This is a genomic window from Rhodococcus sp. RDE2 (assembly GCF_020885655.1).
In the GTDB taxonomy this organism is placed as follows: Bacteria; Actinomycetota; Actinomycetes; order Mycobacteriales; family Mycobacteriaceae; genus Rhodococcus; species Rhodococcus pyridinivorans.
In genome coordinates, this window is the sequence record NZ_AP025186.1 from 2,632,871 (window position 1) to 2,650,922 (window position 18,052).

Here is an 18,052-nt window from a genome sequence, read left to right on the forward strand (position 1 = left end):
TGACCTCGGTGAAGTATGCATCCACGGTATCCGCCGCGGGGTAGGCAGGAGTCGTGAACGAGGAGTCGTGACGATTTCGAGGTTCGTCGTCCTGGCAAGTTACGTGCGCGCGACCGATCGCGGCGAAAAGTACCTCCGGGCGGGATTAGACTTGCGGTGCCGCAGGCCTGCCGATGATGTCGGGCCCGGTGCCTTGCCGGTGCCGGTTCGTGTGGCGATGGTTCTGTTCGTGTTGCGACGGTCGACGGTGCGGTCGGTGGTTCTTCTGTCAGGAGTTGTCATGGCCCGTTCCGTTCGAGATGAAGAAGGCCGTTCATCGGCCGATGAGGTGACGCTGCACGACCTCGAGATGGTGGTACAGGCACTGACCGGCCGAGGTGCGGACGCAGATGCCGTCGAGTTCGGGAGCAGTCGAGGAGCCGCAGAGCCGGCCGGACAATCCGACGTGCCGGATGGAAGGCGTCGTCGCCGCACACAGCGGTGATTCCACTCTTGGCCCGGCGGGTTATGAACATGGGCCGCGCCAAACAGTCATGAGTGCTTGCTCCGAGAGCAGCGACATGTGACGCTGACCACATGGTGGAGTTGCGCGAGCTTCTCGACGGTCTCTCTCCGCTCGTTCTTCAGCGGGCACGCAAACCGGTCCAGGAGCGGATCGCGTGAACCGCGTCGTGCGAATCGGCAACTGCTCCGGTTTCTACGGCGACCGTCTGTCGGCGATGCGCGAGATGCTCGAAGGCGGCGAACTCGACTATATGACCGGCGACTACCTCGCCGAACTGACGATGCTCATCCTCGGCCGCGACCGTCTGAAGAATCCGGAGCTCGGTTACGCCAAGACGTTCCTGCGGCAGGCCGAGGACTGCATGGGTCTCGCCCTCGACAAGGGGGTGCAGATCGTCGCGAACGCCGGAGGTCTCAACCCTGCGGGTCTGGCCTCGGCGCTGCGCACGGTTGCGGATCGGCTCGGTCTGTCACCACGCATCGCCCACGTCGAAGGCGACGATCTCCTCGCTCGCATCGACGAGTTCGGTTTCGACGCCGACCCGCGCCCGCTGACCGCCAACGCGTATCTCGGTGCATGGGGCATCGCGCGGTGCCTCGATGCCGGAGCCGATATCGTCGTGACCGGGCGCGTCACCGACGCATCGGTGATCGTCGGTCCCGCCGCCGCCCACTTCGGTTGGGCACCCGAAGACTTCGACGCACTCGCGGGTGCTGTTGTCGCCGGTCACATCATCGAATGCGGTACCCAGGCCACCGGCGGAAACTATGCGTTCTTCACCGAACTCGATGACCTCGTCCGCCCCGGATTCCCCATCGCTGAGATCGAGGCCGATGGCGCGGCGACGATCACGAAGCACCCGGGCACGGGAGGAGCCGTCACCGTCGGCACGGTCACCGCACAACTGCTGTACGAGGTGACGGGCGGACGCTACGCGAACCCCGACGTCACCGCGCGCATCGACACTGTCACGCTGAGCCGGGAAGCACCCGATCGTGTCCGCATCACCGGGGTGAAGGGCGAGCCGCCCCCACCGACCCTGAAGGTGTGTCTCAACGCGCTCGCCGGGTTCTACAACGAGGTCGTCTTCGTCCTGACCGGACTCGACATCGACGCGAAGGCCCAGTTGGTGCGATCTCAGATGGAATCGGACCTGCCGAGACGGCCTGCCGAACTCGAATGGACTCTCGCCCGCACCGACCGTGCCGATGCCGACACCGAGGAAACCGCGAGCGCTCTGCTGCGCTGCACTGCGCGCGATCCTGACCCCGACGTCGTCGGACGCGCATTCACCTCCACGGCCGTCGAGTTCGCCCTTGCCAGCTATCCCGGGTTCTTCGTCACCGCTCCGCCCGGTCCGGGCACCGCCTACGGTGTCTACACGGCCGAGTACGTCGAAGCGACGCGCGTGCCGCACGTCGCGGTAATGCCCGACGGCGCCCGCGTCGACATCCCGGCCGCGGCGACCACCCGGGCGCTCGAACCGTTGCCGGACCCGAGTGTGCCCGCGCCGCTGTCGCCCGGACATACTCGTCGCGTTCCGCTCGGCACGATCGCCGGTGCCCGCAGCGGCGACAAGGGCGGTGACGCCAACATCGGGGTGTGGGTCCGATCCGACGTCGAATGGCAATGGCTTGCAAACACTCTCACCGTCGACACGCTGAAGGGTCTGCTCCCCGAGATCGAACCCTTGTCCGTCACGCGTCATCTGCTCCCGAACCTGCGAGCCGTGAACTTCGTGATCGAGGGAATTCTCGGTCGCGGCGTCGCCTCCCGTGCCCGCTTCGACCCCCAGGCCAAGGGCCTCGGTGAATGGTTGCGCGCGAGATACATCGATATCCCCACCGTCCTGCTGGAGAAGCACACGTGAGCACCTTGATCTCGACCCTCGATCCCGGCTCCACCGAGTACGGCGCAGCCGCCGAGACGATGCGTGCTCGCCTGGCCGAACTCGACACAGAACACGGCGGGGCCCTCGCCGGCGGGGGAGAAAAGTACGTCCGGCGACACCACGACCGAGGCAAGTTGCTTGCGCGGGAGAGGATCGAACTGCTCCTCGACCCCGACTCGCCGTTCCTCGAGCTCTCACCGCTCGCGGCCTGGGGCACCGAGTTTCCCGTCGGCGGCAGCGTCGTCACGGGCATCGGCGTGGTCGAAGGCGTCGAATGTGTCATCGTGGCCACCGACCCCACCGTGCGCGGGGGAACCAGTAATCCGTGGACGCTTCGCAAGACATTGCGCGCCGACGACATCGCGCTGCAGAACCGGATGCCGCTGATCTCCCTCGTCGAATCCGGTGGCGCGGATCTTCCGACGCAGAAGGAAGTGTTCATTCCCGGTGGCCGGCTCTTCCGCGATCTGACCCGGTTGTCGGCGGCAGGCATCCCCACGATCGCAGTGGTCTTCGGCAATTCGACCGCCGGCGGCGCATACATCCCCGGCATGTCCGACCACGTCGTGATGATCGAGAAGCGGTCGAAGGTGTTCCTCGCCGGCCCGCCGCTGGTGAAGATGGCCACCGGTGAGGAATCCGACGACGAGTCACTCGGCGGCGCCGAGATGCACGCGCGTATCTCGGGTCTGGCCGACCACTTCGCGGTCGACGAACAGGACGCGGTGCGCATCGGTCGCAGCATCATGCGACGCCTCAACCACCGCAAGGCCGGCCCGGCACCCCGGACGGACGTACGCGAACCGCGGTACGACGCCGAGGAGCTGCTCGGGATCGTCCCCGAGGATCTTCGGCAACCCTTCGATCCGCGTGAGGTCATCGCCCGCGTCGTCGACGATTCCGACTTCGACGAGTTCAAACCGCTCTACGGGTCGTCGCTGGTGACCGGGTGGGCACAGGTGCACGGCTATCCGATCGGGATTCTCGCCAATGCGCGCGGCGTGCTGTTCAACGAGGAGTCCCAGAAGGCGGCGCAGTTCATCCAACTCGCGAACCGTGCCGATACGCCGCTGTTGTTCCTGCACAACACCACCGGGTACATGGTGGGTCGGGAATACGAGGAACGCGGCATGATCAAGCACGGGGCGATGATGATCAACGCGGTCGCCAACTCGACGGTGCCGCACATCTCCATCCTGATCGGCGCGTCCTACGGCGCCGGTCACTACGGCATGTGCGGACGTGCCTTCGATCCGCGGTTCCTGTTCGCGTGGCCCAGCGCCAAATCTGCGGTCATGGGCGGTGCCCAACTGGCCGGGGTCATCTCTCTCGTGGGCCGCGCAGCGGCGCAGGCGCGCGGCCAGGCCTTCGACGAAGCCGCCGACGAGGCGATGCGCGCGGCCGTCGAGAACCAGATCGAAGCCGAATCACTGCCGATGTTCCTGTCCGGTCGTCTCTACGACGACGGCATCATCGACCCCCGCGATACCCGCACCGTGCTGGGACTGTGCTTGTCGGCTGTTGCCACCGCCCCGATCAGAGGTGCCGAATCCTTCGGCGTCTTCCGGATGTGAGGTTCCCGTGACCGAATCGACCATCACCACGGTGCTCGTGGCGAATCGCGGGGAGATCGCCCGCCGCGTGTTCGCGTCGTGTCGTCGGGCCGGACTCGGGGCGATCGCGGTGTTCTCCGATGCCGACGCGAACAGTCCGCATGTCGGCGACGCCGATGCCGCCGTGCGACTTGCGGGAGTCACCCCTTCCGAGACCTACCTCGACGCGAAGAAGATCGTCGCGGCAGCGTTGGCGGCGGGTGCCGATGCGGTCCATCCGGGTTACGGATTCCTTTCCGAGAACGCCGGATTCGCGCGTACGGTGCTCGACGCTGGGTTGATCTGGATCGGACCGCGCCCCGAGTCGATCGAACGGATGGGCTCGAAGGTCGAGGCCAAGAAGATCATGACCGACGCCGGTGTCCCGGTTCTCGCCGAACTCCACCCCGCCGACATCACCGACGCCGATCTCCCGGTGCTCGTCAAGGCATCCGCCGGCGGTGGAGGGCGCGGAATGCGGGTGGTGCGGACATTGGCCGACCTGCAGGGGCAACTCGATGCTGCCCGCCGGGAGGCCGCGTCGGCGTTCGGCGACCCGACGGTGTTCTGCGAGCGGTATCTCGAGAACGGGCGGCACGTCGAGGTCCAGATCCTCGCGGACCACTACGGCACGGTGTGGGCGGTGGGCGAACGCGAATGCTCGATCCAACGTCGCCACCAGAAGGTGATCGAGGAAGCCCCCTCGCCGCTCGTCGACGCGATCGAGGGGATGCGTCCACGCCTGTTCGACGCCGCCCGGCGCGCTGCCCAGGCCATCGGGTACGAGGGTGCCGGCACCGTCGAGTTTCTCGCGGACCGCTCGGGGCAGTTCCACTTCCTGGAGATGAACACGCGCCTGCAGGTCGAGCATCCCGTCACCGAATGCACGACCGGGCTCGATCTCGTCGACCTCCAGTTCCGCATCGCCGACGGTGACCCTCTCGACCCCGAACCGCCACCCGTGCACGGCCACTCGGTGGAAGCCAGGCTCTACGCCGAGGACCCTGGCCGGGACTGGCAACCGCAGTCCGGCACCCTGCACCGTTTCGCGCTGCCGCACGAGGCACGCGAGTTCGACGTGCTCCGGCGCACCGGTGTGCGCGTCGACTCGGGTGTCGTCGCGGGATCGGAGGTCGGGGTCCACTACGACGCGATGCTCGCCAAGGTCATCTCGTACGCGCCTACCCGCGACCGGGCGGTGCGTCTGCTGGCGTCGACGCTGACGCGCACCGAGATCCACGGCATCGTCACCAACCGGGACCTCCTCGTCGCGGTGCTGAAACACCCCGCCTTCCGTGCGGGGGAGACCGACACCGCCTTCTTCGACACCCACGGACTCACGGAACTGTCCGCCCCGCTCGCCTCAGCGCACGCGGAAGCACTCTCCGCGATCGCCGCTGCTCTGGCGGAGTCGGCCACCAATCGCGCCGCTGCCACGGTGAATGCGGGCCTGCCCTCGGGATGGCGGAATCTGCCCTCGCAGCCGCAGGTCAAACGATTCACGGGCGTCCACAACGACCACGACGTGCGCTACCGGCTCACGCGCGACGGTGTCCACGTCGACGGCCGTGACGACCTCGGCGTCGTCGGCTTCACACCGGATCGCGTGGTTGTGGACGTCGACGGTGTCCGCCGGCATTTCGCTGTGGCGCGATACGGCGACGCGGTGCACGTCGACTCGTCACTCGGACCGGTGCGCCTGACCGCGGTGCCGCGCTTCGTGGACCCCACCGCCCGAATTGCTGAAGGATCACTGCTCGCACCCATGCCGGGATCGGTGATCCGGCTCGGCGCGGCCGTCGGCGATGTGGTGGACACGGGCCAACCTCTCGTGTGGCTCGAAGCGATGAAGATGGAGCACACCGTCACCGCACCCACTGCCGGCACGCTCACGACGCTCGCCGTCGAAGTCGGCGATCAGGTCGCCGTCGGCACCGTCCTCGCTGTCGTCACCCCGCACGACGTGTCCGCACTGGTCGAGAGTCCCGACAGCGAAGGGGGCAACCACATCGAGGAGTTGTCATGACCGAACCCGATCCGGTGGTGGTGCGCTACGCCGTCGACCACGGCGCTGCGACACTGACCCTCGACTCCCCGCACAACCGCAACGCCCTGTCCGTACCGCTGCTGACCCAACTGAGCGGCGGACTCGCCGACGCGGCCGCCGACCCCGACGTCCGCGCGGTCGTCCTCACCCACACCGGTGGAACGTTCTGCGCCGGAGCAGATCTGAGCGGGTCTTCCGGATCCGCGCAGGAGACGGCTGCCGCACGCACCCGCGACATGACGGCCTTGCTCCGGCAGATCCTGGAGCTCCCCAAGCCGGTCCTGGCCCGCCTCGACGGGCACGTCCGCGCCGGCGGCATGGGGCTGATCGGTGCCTGCGACATCGTGGTCGCCGGGCCGGCGTCGACGTTCGCGCTCACCGAGGCACGGCTCGGTCTGGCCGCCTCGATCATCTCCTTGACCGTGCTCCCGCGATTGTCGCCGCGCGCGGCTGCACGGTACTTCCTGACCGGCGAACGGTTCGGTCCCGAGGAGGCATGTTCCGAGGGTCTCGTCACCCTCTCGGTGGCCGATGCCGGAGCTGTCCTGGTGGAGTTACTCGCGGAGATCCGTGCATGCTCACCGCAGGGTCTGGCCGAATCGAAACGCCTCGTCACGCAGCGGATCCTCGAGGATTTCGATCGTTACGGAGATGACCTGGCAGCACGTTCGGCACGGATGTTCGGCTCTGAGGAAGCCGCGGAGGGGATGACAGCGTTCCTGCAGAAGCGGCGCCCGTGGTGGGACATTCGGTGAGAGTGTGTCACTCGAGTTGTCTTCGTACTGGACGCCCGAGAGTCGAGGAACCGTGCTGATCCGCTCATCCGATCCCGCGACTCCGCGGGCCATCCGGACGAACCTCCTGGTCGAACGCGGCGACGTGGACGCGCTCGTACCGGCATTCGAGCGGACGCGCGAGATCATCGCGACCGAGCCGATCGCGTCCAACGTCGAGCGCGAACTTCTTCCCGGCCCCGGCACGGATCTCGAGATGCACCTCAGGAGCACCGCGATGACGATGAATCATCCGTCGTGCAGTGTCGCGATGGGCAGCGAGGCCGACAGTCCCCTCGACGAGAAACGCCGTGTTCGTGGAGTCGAGAGCCTGCGCGTCGCCGACGTCTCGGTTCTGCCTCGGATTCCGCGTGCCGACTCAACGCCCCATCCGTCATGTTCGGCGAACGCTGCGCCGATTCCTTCTCGTAGAATCGGTCGGGCCGTCGATCGCCTCGTGGGATCGGTCGGTTCAGGTCGGTGAACTCACCGGGGTGATGTTGACGTTTCGATGAAAGACATTGCCGGGATCGTATTTTGCCTTGACCGCGGCCAGGCGCGCATACTTGTTGTCACCGTAGGTACCGTGCGTCTGTTCGGTGTCGGCTTCACTCATCACGTTCACGTACGCCCCGGACAGTGCCGACTGCCGGCCGAGATCCCGGCAGAACTCGCGCGCCCAGGACCGTTCGCCGGGCAGCAGGTCCGGGGCGGGGCAGATCGAGGCGAAGAAGACAGCGAAGCGGGGCGTGCGGGTACCGCCGAATGCGGTGTCGTCGTCCGCGACCTCGCAGTACGCGCCGTCCAGGCGGTAGAACAGCAGCGCGGACAGCGGTGAGTTCCTTTGTGGGACATGCTCGACGACCGCGGCGATGGCGTCGTCGGAGAGACTGTCGAGATAGCAGCCCGTGTCGTAGGTGTGAAAACCCCAGGCGTTGGCCTCGTCGAACAGCTTCTGCACATCGGCGAAGGGCATCGGGGTGGCGAAGTCGAACAGCGGGGGCAGAGCACTGCGGAGCCGTGCCACAAGCTCCTCGTGCGCTTCAAGGGCGCCGAACCCGACGACGATCAGCGCGTAGCCGGGGCGCAGGTGGTACTGCTCGGGGACGAAGGGCGCCGGTGGAGCATTGAGCGCGGCGATGACGATATTGAAGTCGCGGGGAAGGGTTTCGATGGTGTCCCGGGCGAGCCGCAGGACCTGCGGGCCGTGTTCGAGCTCCCAGAACAGTAGACCGACCGAGACGAGGGGACCGACCTCGTGCAATCGGAACTCGAATTCGGTAACCACGCCGAAGTTGCCACCCCCACCGCGGATCGCCCAGAACAGATCCGGATTCTCATGCGCCGTCACATGTAGGAGTCGGCCGTCGGCGGTGACCATGCGGGCGGACTCGAGGTTGTCGATGGTCAATCCGGCGCGCCGGGTGAGCCAACCCATGCCACCGCCCAGAGTCAGGCCCCCGATTCCGGTGTGACTGATCAGCCCCGCCGGCACAGCCAATCCGTGCACCTGGGTGGCGGCGTCGACATCGCTCAGCAGAGCGCCACCTTCTACCCGTGCCAATCGGTTCACCGGGTCGACGGTCACCTTGTTGAGGGCACCGAGATCGACGACGAGGCCGTCGTCGACCACCGAGGCCCCCGCGCCGCTGTGCGCGCCGCCGCGCACTGCGAGTTCCAGGTCGTGTTCGAGCGCGAAGGCGACCGCGGCTTTCACATCGTCGATGCTGCGGCACCGGGCGATCGCAGCCGGCCGACGATCGATGTCGGCATTCCAGACGCGGCGTGCCTCGTGGTACCCGTCGTCGCCGGGTCCGAGCACCACCCCTTGCATCGCACTGCGCAGGGTTTCGAGATCGTCGCTGGTGGTGTTGGGCATGCTGCCTCCCGACGCAGACGGACGGAAACCGCTCGTCGCCCCTGATTCCGGGGCGGTGATACCGATAATTTTAGGACCCTTGTCCAGGGCTCCTGCCGACCTCGTGCCGGGTAGATGAGCGCTGTTTATGCGGAGTCGCTTGCTGTTCGGAGAGAACCGGCGCCGTCACGGCTGCAGGCCCGATCGGATCGCGAACACGACCAGCTGTGCCCGGTCGCGAGCGCCGAGTTTGAGCATCGCGCGCGAGACGTGCGTGCGCACGATGTCGGGGCTGACGACCAGCTCGTCGGCGATCTCCTTGTTCGAGCGCCCCGTCGCGACCCACGCGACGACCTCACGTTCCCGCGCCGTGAGTTCCCCGATCCGGGGGTGCGGTTGCGCGGTGTCCTGCGTGTGGACGAAGTGCTCGATCACGCGCCGGGTGACCGACGGTGCGAGCAGCGATCCGCCGTCGGCGACGATGCGCACTGCATCGAGCAGGGCCGTCGGCTCCGCGTCCTTGAGCAGGAATCCGCTCGCGCCGGCATGCAATGCCTCGAAGACGTATTCGTCCAACTCGAAGGTCGTGAGCATCACGACGCGGACATCTCGCAGCGCAGGGTCGGCGGTGATCCGGCGCAACACCTCGAGACCGTCCGGTGCGGGCATCCGGATGTCGCACAGAACGACGTCGGGGCGGGTGTGCGCCACGACTGCGAGTGCTTCTATGCCGCCGGCCGCCTCGCCGACGACCTCGATATCCGGTTCGGAAGCGAACAACGTCCGCAGGCCCACCCGGACGAGGGCCTGATCGTCGACGAGCACCACCCGGATGGTCACAGCGAGTCCTCCACACGCTCGGACGCACCGACGGGGAGCACCGCCCGCACCACGAATCCGCGATCGGGTCCGGGCTCGGCGACGAGCGTTCCGCCGAGGGCTGCCGCGCGATCCTCCATCGCACGAAGTCCGAGTCCGCCGGTGGATGCGTCCGTCGCGCGGCCGCGCCCATCGTCGGCGACCCGCACGGTCACCGTCTGCCCTTCACACGCGATTTCGACGATCACCGTATTTGCTCGCGCGTGCCGCAGAACGTTGGTCATCGCCTCCGCGACGATCGAGTACGCGACGTGATCGACGTCGGCGGGCAGTCGACGCGCCGGCACCTTCACGTCGACGTCGAGTCCGGCAGCCCGGATCCGGTCGACGAGGACCGGCAGGTCGGCGAGACCGCGTTGCGGGCGGCGCTCGGCGGTGTCTCCGGTGAGGGTCGTGAGTTCGGCGCGCAGCTCACCGAGCGCATCGCGACTCGTGTCGCGGATGGCGACCAGCGCGTCCCGCACCGCGTCGGGATCGCGCTCGAGCACGTGCAGTGCGACGCCGGCCTGCATCGCGATCACTGCGAGTCCGTGCCCGACGCCGTCGTGCAGGTCGCGGGCGATCCGTAGTTGTTCCTCGGTCGCGGCGCGGCGGACCCGTTCGGCGTTCGCATCCCGCCGCGCCGACCGCCAGAAGCCCACCGCAGCGGCGGCGACGGCGAGGGCCGCGGTGCCGAGCGTCTGCCACATCGCGACCCATGCGGGATATCCGGTGACGACGACCCGCGCCGTCATCCCGGCGACCAGCACGAGACCTGCGATGAGGCCCGGGGTAGTGAGCTCTCGGACCGGCCTCACACTCGCCGCACCGAACGCCGTCAGTGCGGGTAGGAGGAAGATCGGCCCGTCGGCGCCGCCCGTCGCGAAGTACAAGCCCACGAGTGCAGGAGCCGCGATCAGGGCTGTTCGGGGCCATCTGGGAGCGGTCAGCGCGACCCCGACGCATGCCGCTGCGAGTACCCCCGCACCGATCATGGCGGGCAGCGGTCGCATGCTGTTCGCCCCGAGCGTCGCCACGGTGACCAGGGCAGCGAGAGTGACCGCGAACCCGACGCGCCGCATCACCGGGTCGGCGACCGCACGGCTGTGATCGATTCCCACATCTTTCGACGCTAGCCGCGCCGGCCGATCGACGCGGTGCGCATTCTCTACGCAATTCTGCGTAGCTCGATCACGCCCGTCGGCGGACGACGACGGCGCCTTTCCTGACCACGATCGGAGCATGACCGAAGACACCCGAATCACCACCACCGACCCGCCCGGCCGGGTGCACTCCACCGAGACCGACATCGTCGTGGAGACCTCGGCCCTGACCAAACGCTACGGCGACCGCGCCGCCGCCGACTCCGTCGACATGACCGTCCGACGTGGCGAGATCTACGGATTCCTCGGGCCCAACGGCGCCGGGAAGACCACCACACTCCGCATGATCCTCGGCCTGATCCACCCGACCTCCGGATCCGTCCGGGTTCTCGGCAAGCCGGCCGGATCGCGCGAAGCATCAGCGTCCACGGGCGCTCTCATCGAAGGTCCCGGCTTCTTCCCGTACCTGTCGGGACGAGGGAACCTCCGCACCCTCGCACGCCACCGTGGGCTGAGCGACCGATCCGTCGAGGAGGTGCTGGCTCGGGTCGGCCTCGTCCACCGCGGCGGTGACGCGTACAAGTCGTACTCGCTGGGGATGAAGCAACGTCTCGGAGTGGCCGCGGCCCTGCTCGGCGACCCGGAGTTGATCGTGCTCGACGAACCCACGAACGGGCTCGACCCGAGCGGCATGGCCGACATGCGGGCTCTCATCGTCGAACTCGCGCGGTCCGGGCACACGGTGATTCTGTCGAGTCATCTGCTCGGCGAGGTCCAGGAGATCTGCGACCGCGTCGGTGTGATCGCGAACGGGCGCCTGGTGCGCGAATCGACCGTCTCCACCCTGCTCGGCGACGCGGTGCTGAAGGTTCGCGGCACGCCCGTGCATCGGGTGGTCTCGATCGCATCGGATCTCGCCGGAGAGAACGGGTTCGAAATCGACGGCGACTCGGTGCTGTTGGATCTGCCGCCCGATCGCGCCCCCGAGGTCGTCCGCGCGCTCGTTGCCGACGGCGTGGATGTGTCGTCGGTCGGACCGGCCGAACGCACCCTCGAGGACGTGTTCTTCGAAATGACCACTGGTTCCACACCCACGAAGGGGGCGTGACATGTCCGCCTCGACACTCCGTTCGCACTCCGATTCCACCTCACTTGCCGCACGGCACAACACCGTTGCTCGGAGCTTGCGTGCCGAGCTGTACCGGTTGCGTGCATGGCCGGCGATGTGGGCGACCGTCGGAACGTGGTTCCTGCTCGCGATGGTTTTCGGCTACGTGTTCCCGTACGTCTCCTACACGACCGGGACGGCCGGGTTCTCCACGGAAGGGGAGCCGACCGAAGCGTTGCTGCAGAGCGTCCTGCCCGAATCGATCCCCGACGTCCTGGTTCAGGGCACACCGTTGTTCGGTGGCGCGCTCGTACTCGTCCTGGGTGCCCTCATCGCCGGGAACGGATACAGCTGGGGGACGTGGAAGACCGTGTTCACCCATGGCCGTCTGCGCCCCACGATCGGCGCCCTGCTCGCGCTTGCGGTGATCGTTGCCGCGATGGTGGTCGTCACCGCTGCGCTGTGCACGATCGTGTCCGTCTCGCTCGCCGCGATCGAATCACAACCGCTCACGATGCCGTCCGCCGGCACATTTCTTCGCTCCGCGGGTACGGCGTACCTCGTGTTCATGATGTGGGGAACGATCGGCTTCGCGCTCGGCACCTACGCCCGCAGTGCGGCGCTGTCGGTCGGCCTGGGTCTGGTGTGGACGCTCGTCGTCGAGAATCTGCTGAGAGGCGTCGGCTCCGCGCTGCAGCTCGTCGAGGACGTGACGGCCTTCCTGCCAGGAACCGCAGCCGGATCGCTCGTCGGAGCGGTCACCGGGGGAGGGGAGGGCACACCCGGGGTGGTGGATGTGATCTCGGGACCGAGGGCACTCATCACCGTGACGGCCTACATCGTCGTCGCGGTCGTAACCGCAGGGATTCTGGTCCGGAGCCGGGACGTGAACTGACCGCGAAGATTCTGCCGGTGGGATAACCGGAACAGGGCCGGGGTACCCGATCGAGCATGACGACCAGCTCGAGGGGCCCCGGTGATCCGAACCCCGACTTCTCGCCGCCCGCGCGACGTAGCGATACTCCGGTACCCCCATCCGGGGCGACACCGGATCCGGACGCTCCCAGCAGGCTGCATCCCGACGTCGCCCGGGGCAAAGGCATCAGAGGCACCCGCACCGGGGCGTTGTGGACCGCCCTGATCGTCGGTGTGTTGATCCTGCTGTTGCTGATGGTGTTCATCCTGCAGAACCTGGACAGCGTCACCCTCGAACTGTTCGCGTGGGACTTCTCGTTGCCGCTGGGTGTCGCACTGCTGTTCGCTGCGATCGCCGGAGCGGTGATCGTCGGACTCGCCGGGGGTCTGCGGATCCTGCAGCTCCGCCACGCCGCCAACCGGCAACGCACACGCACCGTCCGGTAAGACGGATCCCGACTGCAGTACACCCACGCCGGCCGCTCTTCCTTCGTAGAGTGAAAGATCTCGAGTGGGGAGAACGCCATGGCCGCCACAGGACCGACCGACACCTCTCCTGTGCGCGGCGGGGCGGCGGCCACGATCGGCGTCGAAGAGGAATTCGTCCTGGTCGATCCCCGTACCGGTCGTCCCCTCCTGCGCAGTCTCGACGTGCTCGCGGCCGGACGCACGCTCGGCATCGAGCTCGAGGTCGAGCTCTCCCCGTGTCAGGTCGAGACCGCCACCGCGGTATGTGCACACCCGCAGGACCTACGCGAAGAGCTGCGCCGCTCCCGCGCGACGGCCGCCGACGCCGCAGCGCGCGCAGGATGCTGGCTCGTAGCGGTCGGCACACCGATCTTCGAACCTCCGAGCGGATCGGTCACCGCCACGCCTCGCTACCAACGCATGGCACAGCACTATCGTGGCGTCGCCGACGGCGTGATCTGCGGATGCCACGTGCATATCGGTGTCGACGATCGTGACCGCGCGGCCCAGCTGATCAACCATCTGCGTCCGTGGCTTCCCACTCTGCTGGCGCTGACCGCGAATTCCCCGCTCGCCGACGGTCGGGACACCGGTTATGCCAGCTGGCGATACCTGCGATGGGGGCGCTGGCCGAGCGCGGGACTGCCCCCGCAGTGCGCCTCGGCTGCGCACTACGACGCGGCGGTCGAATCGCTGCTCACCACCGACACGATCCTGGACCCTCGAATGGTCTATTGGGATGTGCGGATCTCCGCGCATCATCCGACCCTCGAGATCCGCATCGCGGATGTTCCCGCGACCGTCGAGGAGACCGTCACGCTGGCCACCTTGGTGTATGCATTGGTCGCCCAGGCGACGGCATCGATCGAACGCGGTGAGCCGACGCCCTCGGTCGACCAGGAGCTGCTGCGCGCGGCGTGCTGGAGAGCCGCGCGGGACGGTCTGGCCGGGCGCGGTGTCGATCTCGGCTCTGAGCAGTTGGTTCCGGCAGTCGACCTGGTCCGGCGACTGCTCGCTCAGGTCCGGCCGATCCTGGAGGAACTCGACGTCTACCGCTCCGTGCACGACGCTCTTTCGGGGACCCTGGATCGAGGTAATGGGGCGATCAGGCAGCGTCGCATTCTCGAGAGCGGGGGTTCCTTCACCGATGTGGTTGCCGACGCGGCGCGACGCACTGTGGAGGGCTGCGGGCCGGATCTGCGTCCGTCATGACCGACACGACAGCCGGGGTGCCCCGCTTGCGGACCGACGTTCATCGGGGAGCAGATCGTCCTAAGCTGACGGGCATGACGGGGATAGTCCGGTGAGCGGCCGAAGGATGGGTGCGTTCGATCATGCCCGGTAAGTTGCGGGTGCCGCTGGGGCGCCCGGACACCCTCACCGACCGTCCCGACTTCGCGCTTGTGGGTGTACTGCGCGTACCGCAGGAGCTCACCAGTCCGGGCCGCGCGATCGTACGCCGGATCGGTTACGCCCTGGCGGCGCTGATGGTGGCGGTGATCGTGGTGTATCTGGGTCGGGACGGCTACCGCGACGTGCAGGACAATCCGCTCTCGCTGCTCGACTGCATCTACTACGCCAGCGTCTCACTGTCGACCACCGGTTACGGCGACATCGCGCCACTGACACCGCAGGCCCGGCTGATCAACGTCCTGGTCATCACACCTTTGCGGGTGTTCTTCCTGATCGTGTTGGTCGGTACCACCTTGTCGGCGCTGACCGCGGATTCGCGGCAGGCATTCAAGATCCAGCGGTGGCGGCGGCGCACCCGCAGTCACACCGTGGTCGTCGGTTACGGCACCAAGGGCCGTAGCGCTGTCGATGCCCTACTCGCCGATGGGCTTCCTCCTTCGGAGATCGTGGTGGTCGACACCGATCCGATGAGTCTGGACGCCGCGTCGCGTCAGGGACTGGTCACCGTGCACGGCTCGGCCACCAAGTCGGATGTCCTGCAACTGGCCGGGGCGCGGCATGCCGCGTCGATCATCGTGGCCGTGAGCCGGGACGACACCGCCGTTCTGGTCACCCTCACCGCGCGCCAGCTCGCCCCGCAGGCACGCATCGCTGCTGCGGTGCGCGAATCGGAGAACACCCATGTGCTGCGCCAGTCCGGCGCCGATACGGTGGTGGTCTCGGCCGAGACCGCAGGCCGGTTGCTGGGTTTGGCTCCCGCTACGCCCACGGTGGTGGAGATGATCGAGGACCTGCTGACCCCGGAGGCCGGTTTCGCGGTCTCCGAACGTGAGGTCGCACCGCACGAAGTCGGCCTCCCGCCACGCCAGTTGCCCGAGATCGTGCTCGGCGTCGTCCGTGGCGAACAGTTGATCCGGATCGATTCCTTCGGGAGCGGTGTCATCGCCGCGGACGACCGGTTGTTGTACGTGCGTCTGGTGTCGAACTGACAACAGGCAGCTCGCAAGCTCGGATCGCATTACCCCCCCGAGTGAGGGATGGTTCTCGCCCTGTTGTGACAACGCACTGAAGCCATGACCGAGATCAGGAACTCGACTGCGGTAGTGATCGGTGCCGGAGTAGGGGGTCTGTTGGCCGCGCGTGCGCTCAGCGACCGCTTCGATCGAGTGATCGTCGTCGAGCGCGACACGTTGCCCGAAGCTCCGAGTGTCCGGTGGGGTGTGCCGCAGGGTCGGCATGCTCATGTCTTCGCGAGTGTTGTGCTGGGAACGAGAACACGCTTGCGCACCGGTTCCTGCGCGGAATCGAACCTATCCTCGACGAGGCGTGGTCGATGTCTGCCGAGTCGGACCTGCGGATGCCCGTCGTGGCGGGGGATCGGTCTGTGCAGACGAGGCTGATGAACGCCTACCTCGGCCTGTTGTATCGGGCCGGCGTCGGTGACCCCCGAATCGGAGCTGCGTTCGCGCGAGTCGTCCATCTTCTCGAACGACCCGAATCATTGATGCGCCCAACGATGTTCGCGCGCGTGATGTGGGGGACTGCACGTCTTGGTCTGCCGACGAAATCGTGTGACCGAGACTCTGTGTCGGGCGCTGTTGCACGACAGCGGGTGGTGTCGTAGCGGGTGACCCCTGCGCCATGTTCGAAGACACCCTGACTCTGGCCGGAATCACCGCCCCAGTGCGGAATTGATGAGGATTTCCGCCGCGGCACGCGCCTGTGCCGCGGCATCCGTCGTGCCCGCGATGGCCGCGGTGGTCTGAGCGCCTTCGGCGAGGATGGCGAGCTGGGGAGCGAGCGAGTCGGGTGCTCCGGCCTCGGCGACGAGGCGAGCGACGTACCGCTGAAAATCGGCTTTGTGCTCGCGCACGATCTCGGCGACGCGCGGGTTCGCCGACCCGAGTTCGCCGAAGGCGTTGATGAATCCGCAGCCGCGGAAGTGAGGGTCTGCGAACCAGTCGCTCAGGAAGTCGTACACGGCCAGCAGGCGGGCTGCCGGGTCGGCGATCGCGTCGACCTTCGCTTCGACCCCTTTGGTCCACATCTCGTGGCGGCCGGCGAGGACGGCCGCGATCAACTCGTCCTTCGAAGGGAACTCCTTGTAGAGCGCGCGTAGCGACACCCCAGCGGCATCGCGCACGGCGTCCATGCCCACCTGGCCGAAGCCGCGGCTGTAGAAGAGTGCATCGGCGGTTTCGACGATGCGGGTACGGGTCTCCTCGTTCACGCTGCCAGTCTACGCATCCTGAGAACGCTGGTTCTCCAGGCCTTCGTTCGGCCCGGCAAGGGGTCTGTCATGCATTCGTCCGCCGCGTCGGTTGTGGGCGTTCTGCCTCATCGGGCTGGGTTCCGGCGAAATTCTCGGCTCCCTCTTGACGCTGAGAACGGTCGTTCTCTACAGTCGACACCAGAGCGAGAACGATCGTTCTCGATTTCCGGCTCCACCGATCAAGAGGAAGTTCCGTCATGTCCGCGAACCCGAAGAACATCTCCCTCGAGCCGGCCGCCCAAGCGTTCGTCGAGGCGACCGCCAACCCGCCGTACCTCTACCAACTCGCTCCCGAAGACGGCCGAAAAGCTGTCGACGGTGTGCAGGACGAACCGATCTTCAAGCCGGCGATCGATGAGGAATGGGTCGAGGTCCCCGGTGGTCCGACCGGGACGGTCCAGGTTCGCATCGTGCGCCCGGCCGGGGCCACCGGCACGCTCCCGGTCATCGTCTACACGCACGGCGCCGGATGGGTCTTCGGCGACGCCCACACCCACGATCGCCTCGTGCGCGACCTCGCCGTCGGTGCGAACGCCGCCGTCGTCTTCCCCGAGTACGACCGCTCACCCGAGGTGCGCTATCCCCACGCGATCGAGCAGGTCTGGGCCACCGCGCAGTGGATCGCGAGCGCCGGCGCCGACAAGAACCTCGACGGCACCCGCCTGGGGGTCGCCGGTGACTCGGTCGGCGGCAACATGACCGCGGCCCTGACCTTGCTCGCCAAAGAACGTGGTGGCATCGATATCGCCGCCCAGGTCCTGTTCTACCCGGTCACCGACGCCGCTTTCGACACCGCCAGCTACCACGAGTTCGCCGAGGGATACTTCCTCACGCGTGAGGGCATGAAATGGTTCTGGGACCAGTACACGACCGACGAGGCCGAGCGCGCCCAGATCACCGCCTCGCCGTTGCGCGCGACCACTGACCAGCTCAGCGGATTGCCGCCGGCGCTCGTGATCACAGCCGAAGCCGACGTGCTGCGTGATGAGGGCGAGGCCTACGCCGCGAAGCTCCGTCGGGCAGGTGTTCCCACAACCGCGGTGCGCTATCAGGGCATCATTCACGACTTCGTGATGGTCAACTCTCTGCACGACACCTTCGCTGCGAAGGCCGCAGTCGCCCAGGCTGTTTCCTTCCTCCGGGACGCCCTGCACGCGTAGCAAGTTCACGCTGCGGCGCTCGTACGATGTCGAGGCGGGCGCCGCGGCGTAGCGTCGGGACACCAGTGGCCTTCCCGGTGCTACCCGGC

Annotated in this window: 16 protein-coding genes and 1 pseudogene; 13 read left to right on the plus strand and 4 right to left on the minus strand. The window is 67.3% G+C overall.

Annotated features, from left to right (window positions below):
* Nucleotides 1-67: 67 nt before the first annotated feature.
* The 6 genes from LPH33_RS12315 to LPH33_RS12340 all read left to right on the plus strand — a co-directional run bounded on the left by LPH33_RS12315 (nt 68) and on the right by LPH33_RS12340 (nt 7,292).
* The gene (locus LPH33_RS12315) at nt 68-484 is read left to right on the plus strand and encodes a hypothetical protein (protein WP_143543578.1); all 417 of its coding nucleotides are present in this window, start codon (nt 68-70) and stop codon (nt 482-484) included.
* A 235-nt stretch (nt 485-719) separates the two neighbouring features.
* The gene (locus tag LPH33_RS12320) at nt 720-2,375 is read left to right on the plus strand and encodes an acyclic terpene utilization AtuA family protein (RefSeq protein ID WP_229568324.1); all 1,656 of its coding nucleotides are present in this window, start codon (nt 720-722) and stop codon (nt 2,373-2,375) included.
* Nucleotides 2,372-3,970: an acyl-CoA carboxylase subunit beta gene (locus LPH33_RS12325; protein WP_229568184.1), complete on the plus strand. Its 1,599-nt coding sequence runs from the start codon at nt 2,372-2,374 to the stop codon at nt 3,968-3,970. The genes LPH33_RS12320 and LPH33_RS12325 overlap by 4 nt, the downstream gene beginning before the upstream one ends.
* Nucleotides 3,971-3,977: 7 nt before the next feature.
* Nucleotides 3,978-6,014 carry an acetyl/propionyl/methylcrotonyl-CoA carboxylase subunit alpha gene (locus LPH33_RS12330; RefSeq protein WP_229568186.1) on the plus strand — a complete coding sequence of 679 codons (2,037 nt, stop codon included), beginning with the start codon at nt 3,978-3,980 and terminating at the stop codon, nt 6,012-6,014.
* Nucleotides 6,011-6,790, plus strand: a complete 780-nt coding sequence (locus LPH33_RS12335) for an enoyl-CoA hydratase family protein (protein ID WP_088899186.1) — start codon at nt 6,011-6,013, stop codon at nt 6,788-6,790. Before LPH33_RS12330 ends, LPH33_RS12335 begins: the two co-directional genes overlap by 4 nt.
* 52 nt (nt 6,791-6,842) lie before the next feature.
* The gene (locus LPH33_RS12340; protein WP_160875438.1) at nt 6,843-7,292 is read left to right on the plus strand and encodes a GMC oxidoreductase; all 450 of its coding nucleotides are present in this window, start codon (nt 6,843-6,845) and stop codon (nt 7,290-7,292) included.
* Here the strand turns inward: LPH33_RS12340 and LPH33_RS12345 are convergent.
* The 3 genes from LPH33_RS12345 to LPH33_RS12355 form a co-directional block, all read right to left on the minus strand.
* Nucleotides 7,281-8,687: an FAD-binding oxidoreductase gene (locus tag LPH33_RS12345; RefSeq protein ID WP_229568188.1), complete on the minus strand. Its 1,407-nt coding sequence runs from the start codon at nt 8,685-8,687 to the stop codon at nt 7,281-7,283. The genes LPH33_RS12340 and LPH33_RS12345 overlap by 12 nt on opposite strands.
* Before the next feature lie 165 nt (nt 8,688-8,852).
* The gene (locus LPH33_RS12350; protein ID WP_229568190.1) at nt 8,853-9,506 is read right to left on the minus strand and encodes a response regulator; all 654 of its coding nucleotides are present in this window, start codon (nt 9,504-9,506) and stop codon (nt 8,853-8,855) included.
* On the minus strand, nt 9,503-10,645 hold the full coding sequence (locus LPH33_RS12355; RefSeq protein WP_229568192.1) for a sensor histidine kinase: 1,143 nt from the start codon (nt 10,643-10,645) through the stop codon (nt 9,503-9,505). Before LPH33_RS12355 ends, LPH33_RS12350 begins: the two co-directional genes overlap by 4 nt.
* 121 nt (nt 10,646-10,766) lie before the next feature.
* Between LPH33_RS12355 and LPH33_RS12360 the strand changes: the two genes are divergently transcribed.
* From LPH33_RS12360 to LPH33_RS12385, 6 genes and pseudogenes are all read left to right on the plus strand, one after another.
* The gene (locus LPH33_RS12360) at nt 10,767-11,735 is read left to right on the plus strand and encodes an ABC transporter ATP-binding protein (RefSeq protein WP_088899182.1); all 969 of its coding nucleotides are present in this window, start codon (nt 10,767-10,769) and stop codon (nt 11,733-11,735) included.
* A gap of 1 nt (nt 11,736) precedes the next feature.
* Nucleotides 11,737-12,630: an ABC transporter permease gene (locus LPH33_RS12365; protein WP_229568193.1), complete on the plus strand. Its 894-nt coding sequence runs from the start codon at nt 11,737-11,739 to the stop codon at nt 12,628-12,630.
* 56 nt (nt 12,631-12,686) lie between these two features.
* A complete protein-coding gene (locus LPH33_RS12370; RefSeq protein WP_229568195.1) occupies nt 12,687-13,097 on the plus strand; it encodes a LapA family protein in 411 nt (136 codons plus the stop codon).
* 78 nt (nt 13,098-13,175) lie between these two features.
* Nucleotides 13,176-14,330 (plus strand): carboxylate-amine ligase, encoded by a 1,155-nt coding sequence (locus LPH33_RS12375; protein WP_229568197.1) that lies wholly within the window; start codon nt 13,176-13,178, stop codon nt 14,328-14,330.
* 122 nt (nt 14,331-14,452) lie between these two features.
* The gene (locus LPH33_RS12380; protein ID WP_024100965.1) at nt 14,453-15,520 is read left to right on the plus strand and encodes a potassium channel family protein; all 1,068 of its coding nucleotides are present in this window, start codon (nt 14,453-14,455) and stop codon (nt 15,518-15,520) included.
* Between the two features lie 84 nt (nt 15,521-15,604).
* Nucleotides 15,605-15,775: pseudogene (locus LPH33_RS12385) on the plus strand (NAD(P)-binding protein); the annotation flags it as partial.
* Between the two features lie 428 nt (nt 15,776-16,203).
* On the opposite strand, the gene LPH33_RS12390 reads toward LPH33_RS12385, so the two are convergent.
* Nucleotides 16,204-16,761: a TetR/AcrR family transcriptional regulator gene (locus tag LPH33_RS12390; RefSeq protein ID WP_088899180.1), complete on the minus strand. Its 558-nt coding sequence runs from the start codon at nt 16,759-16,761 to the stop codon at nt 16,204-16,206.
* 239 nt (nt 16,762-17,000) lie between these two features.
* On the opposite strand from LPH33_RS12390, the gene LPH33_RS12395 reads away from it, so the two are divergent.
* Entirely contained in the window at nt 17,001-17,963 is a 963-nt protein-coding gene (locus LPH33_RS12395) for an alpha/beta hydrolase (protein ID WP_160875428.1), read from the plus strand.
* Nucleotides 17,964-18,052: the final 89 nt, after the last annotated feature.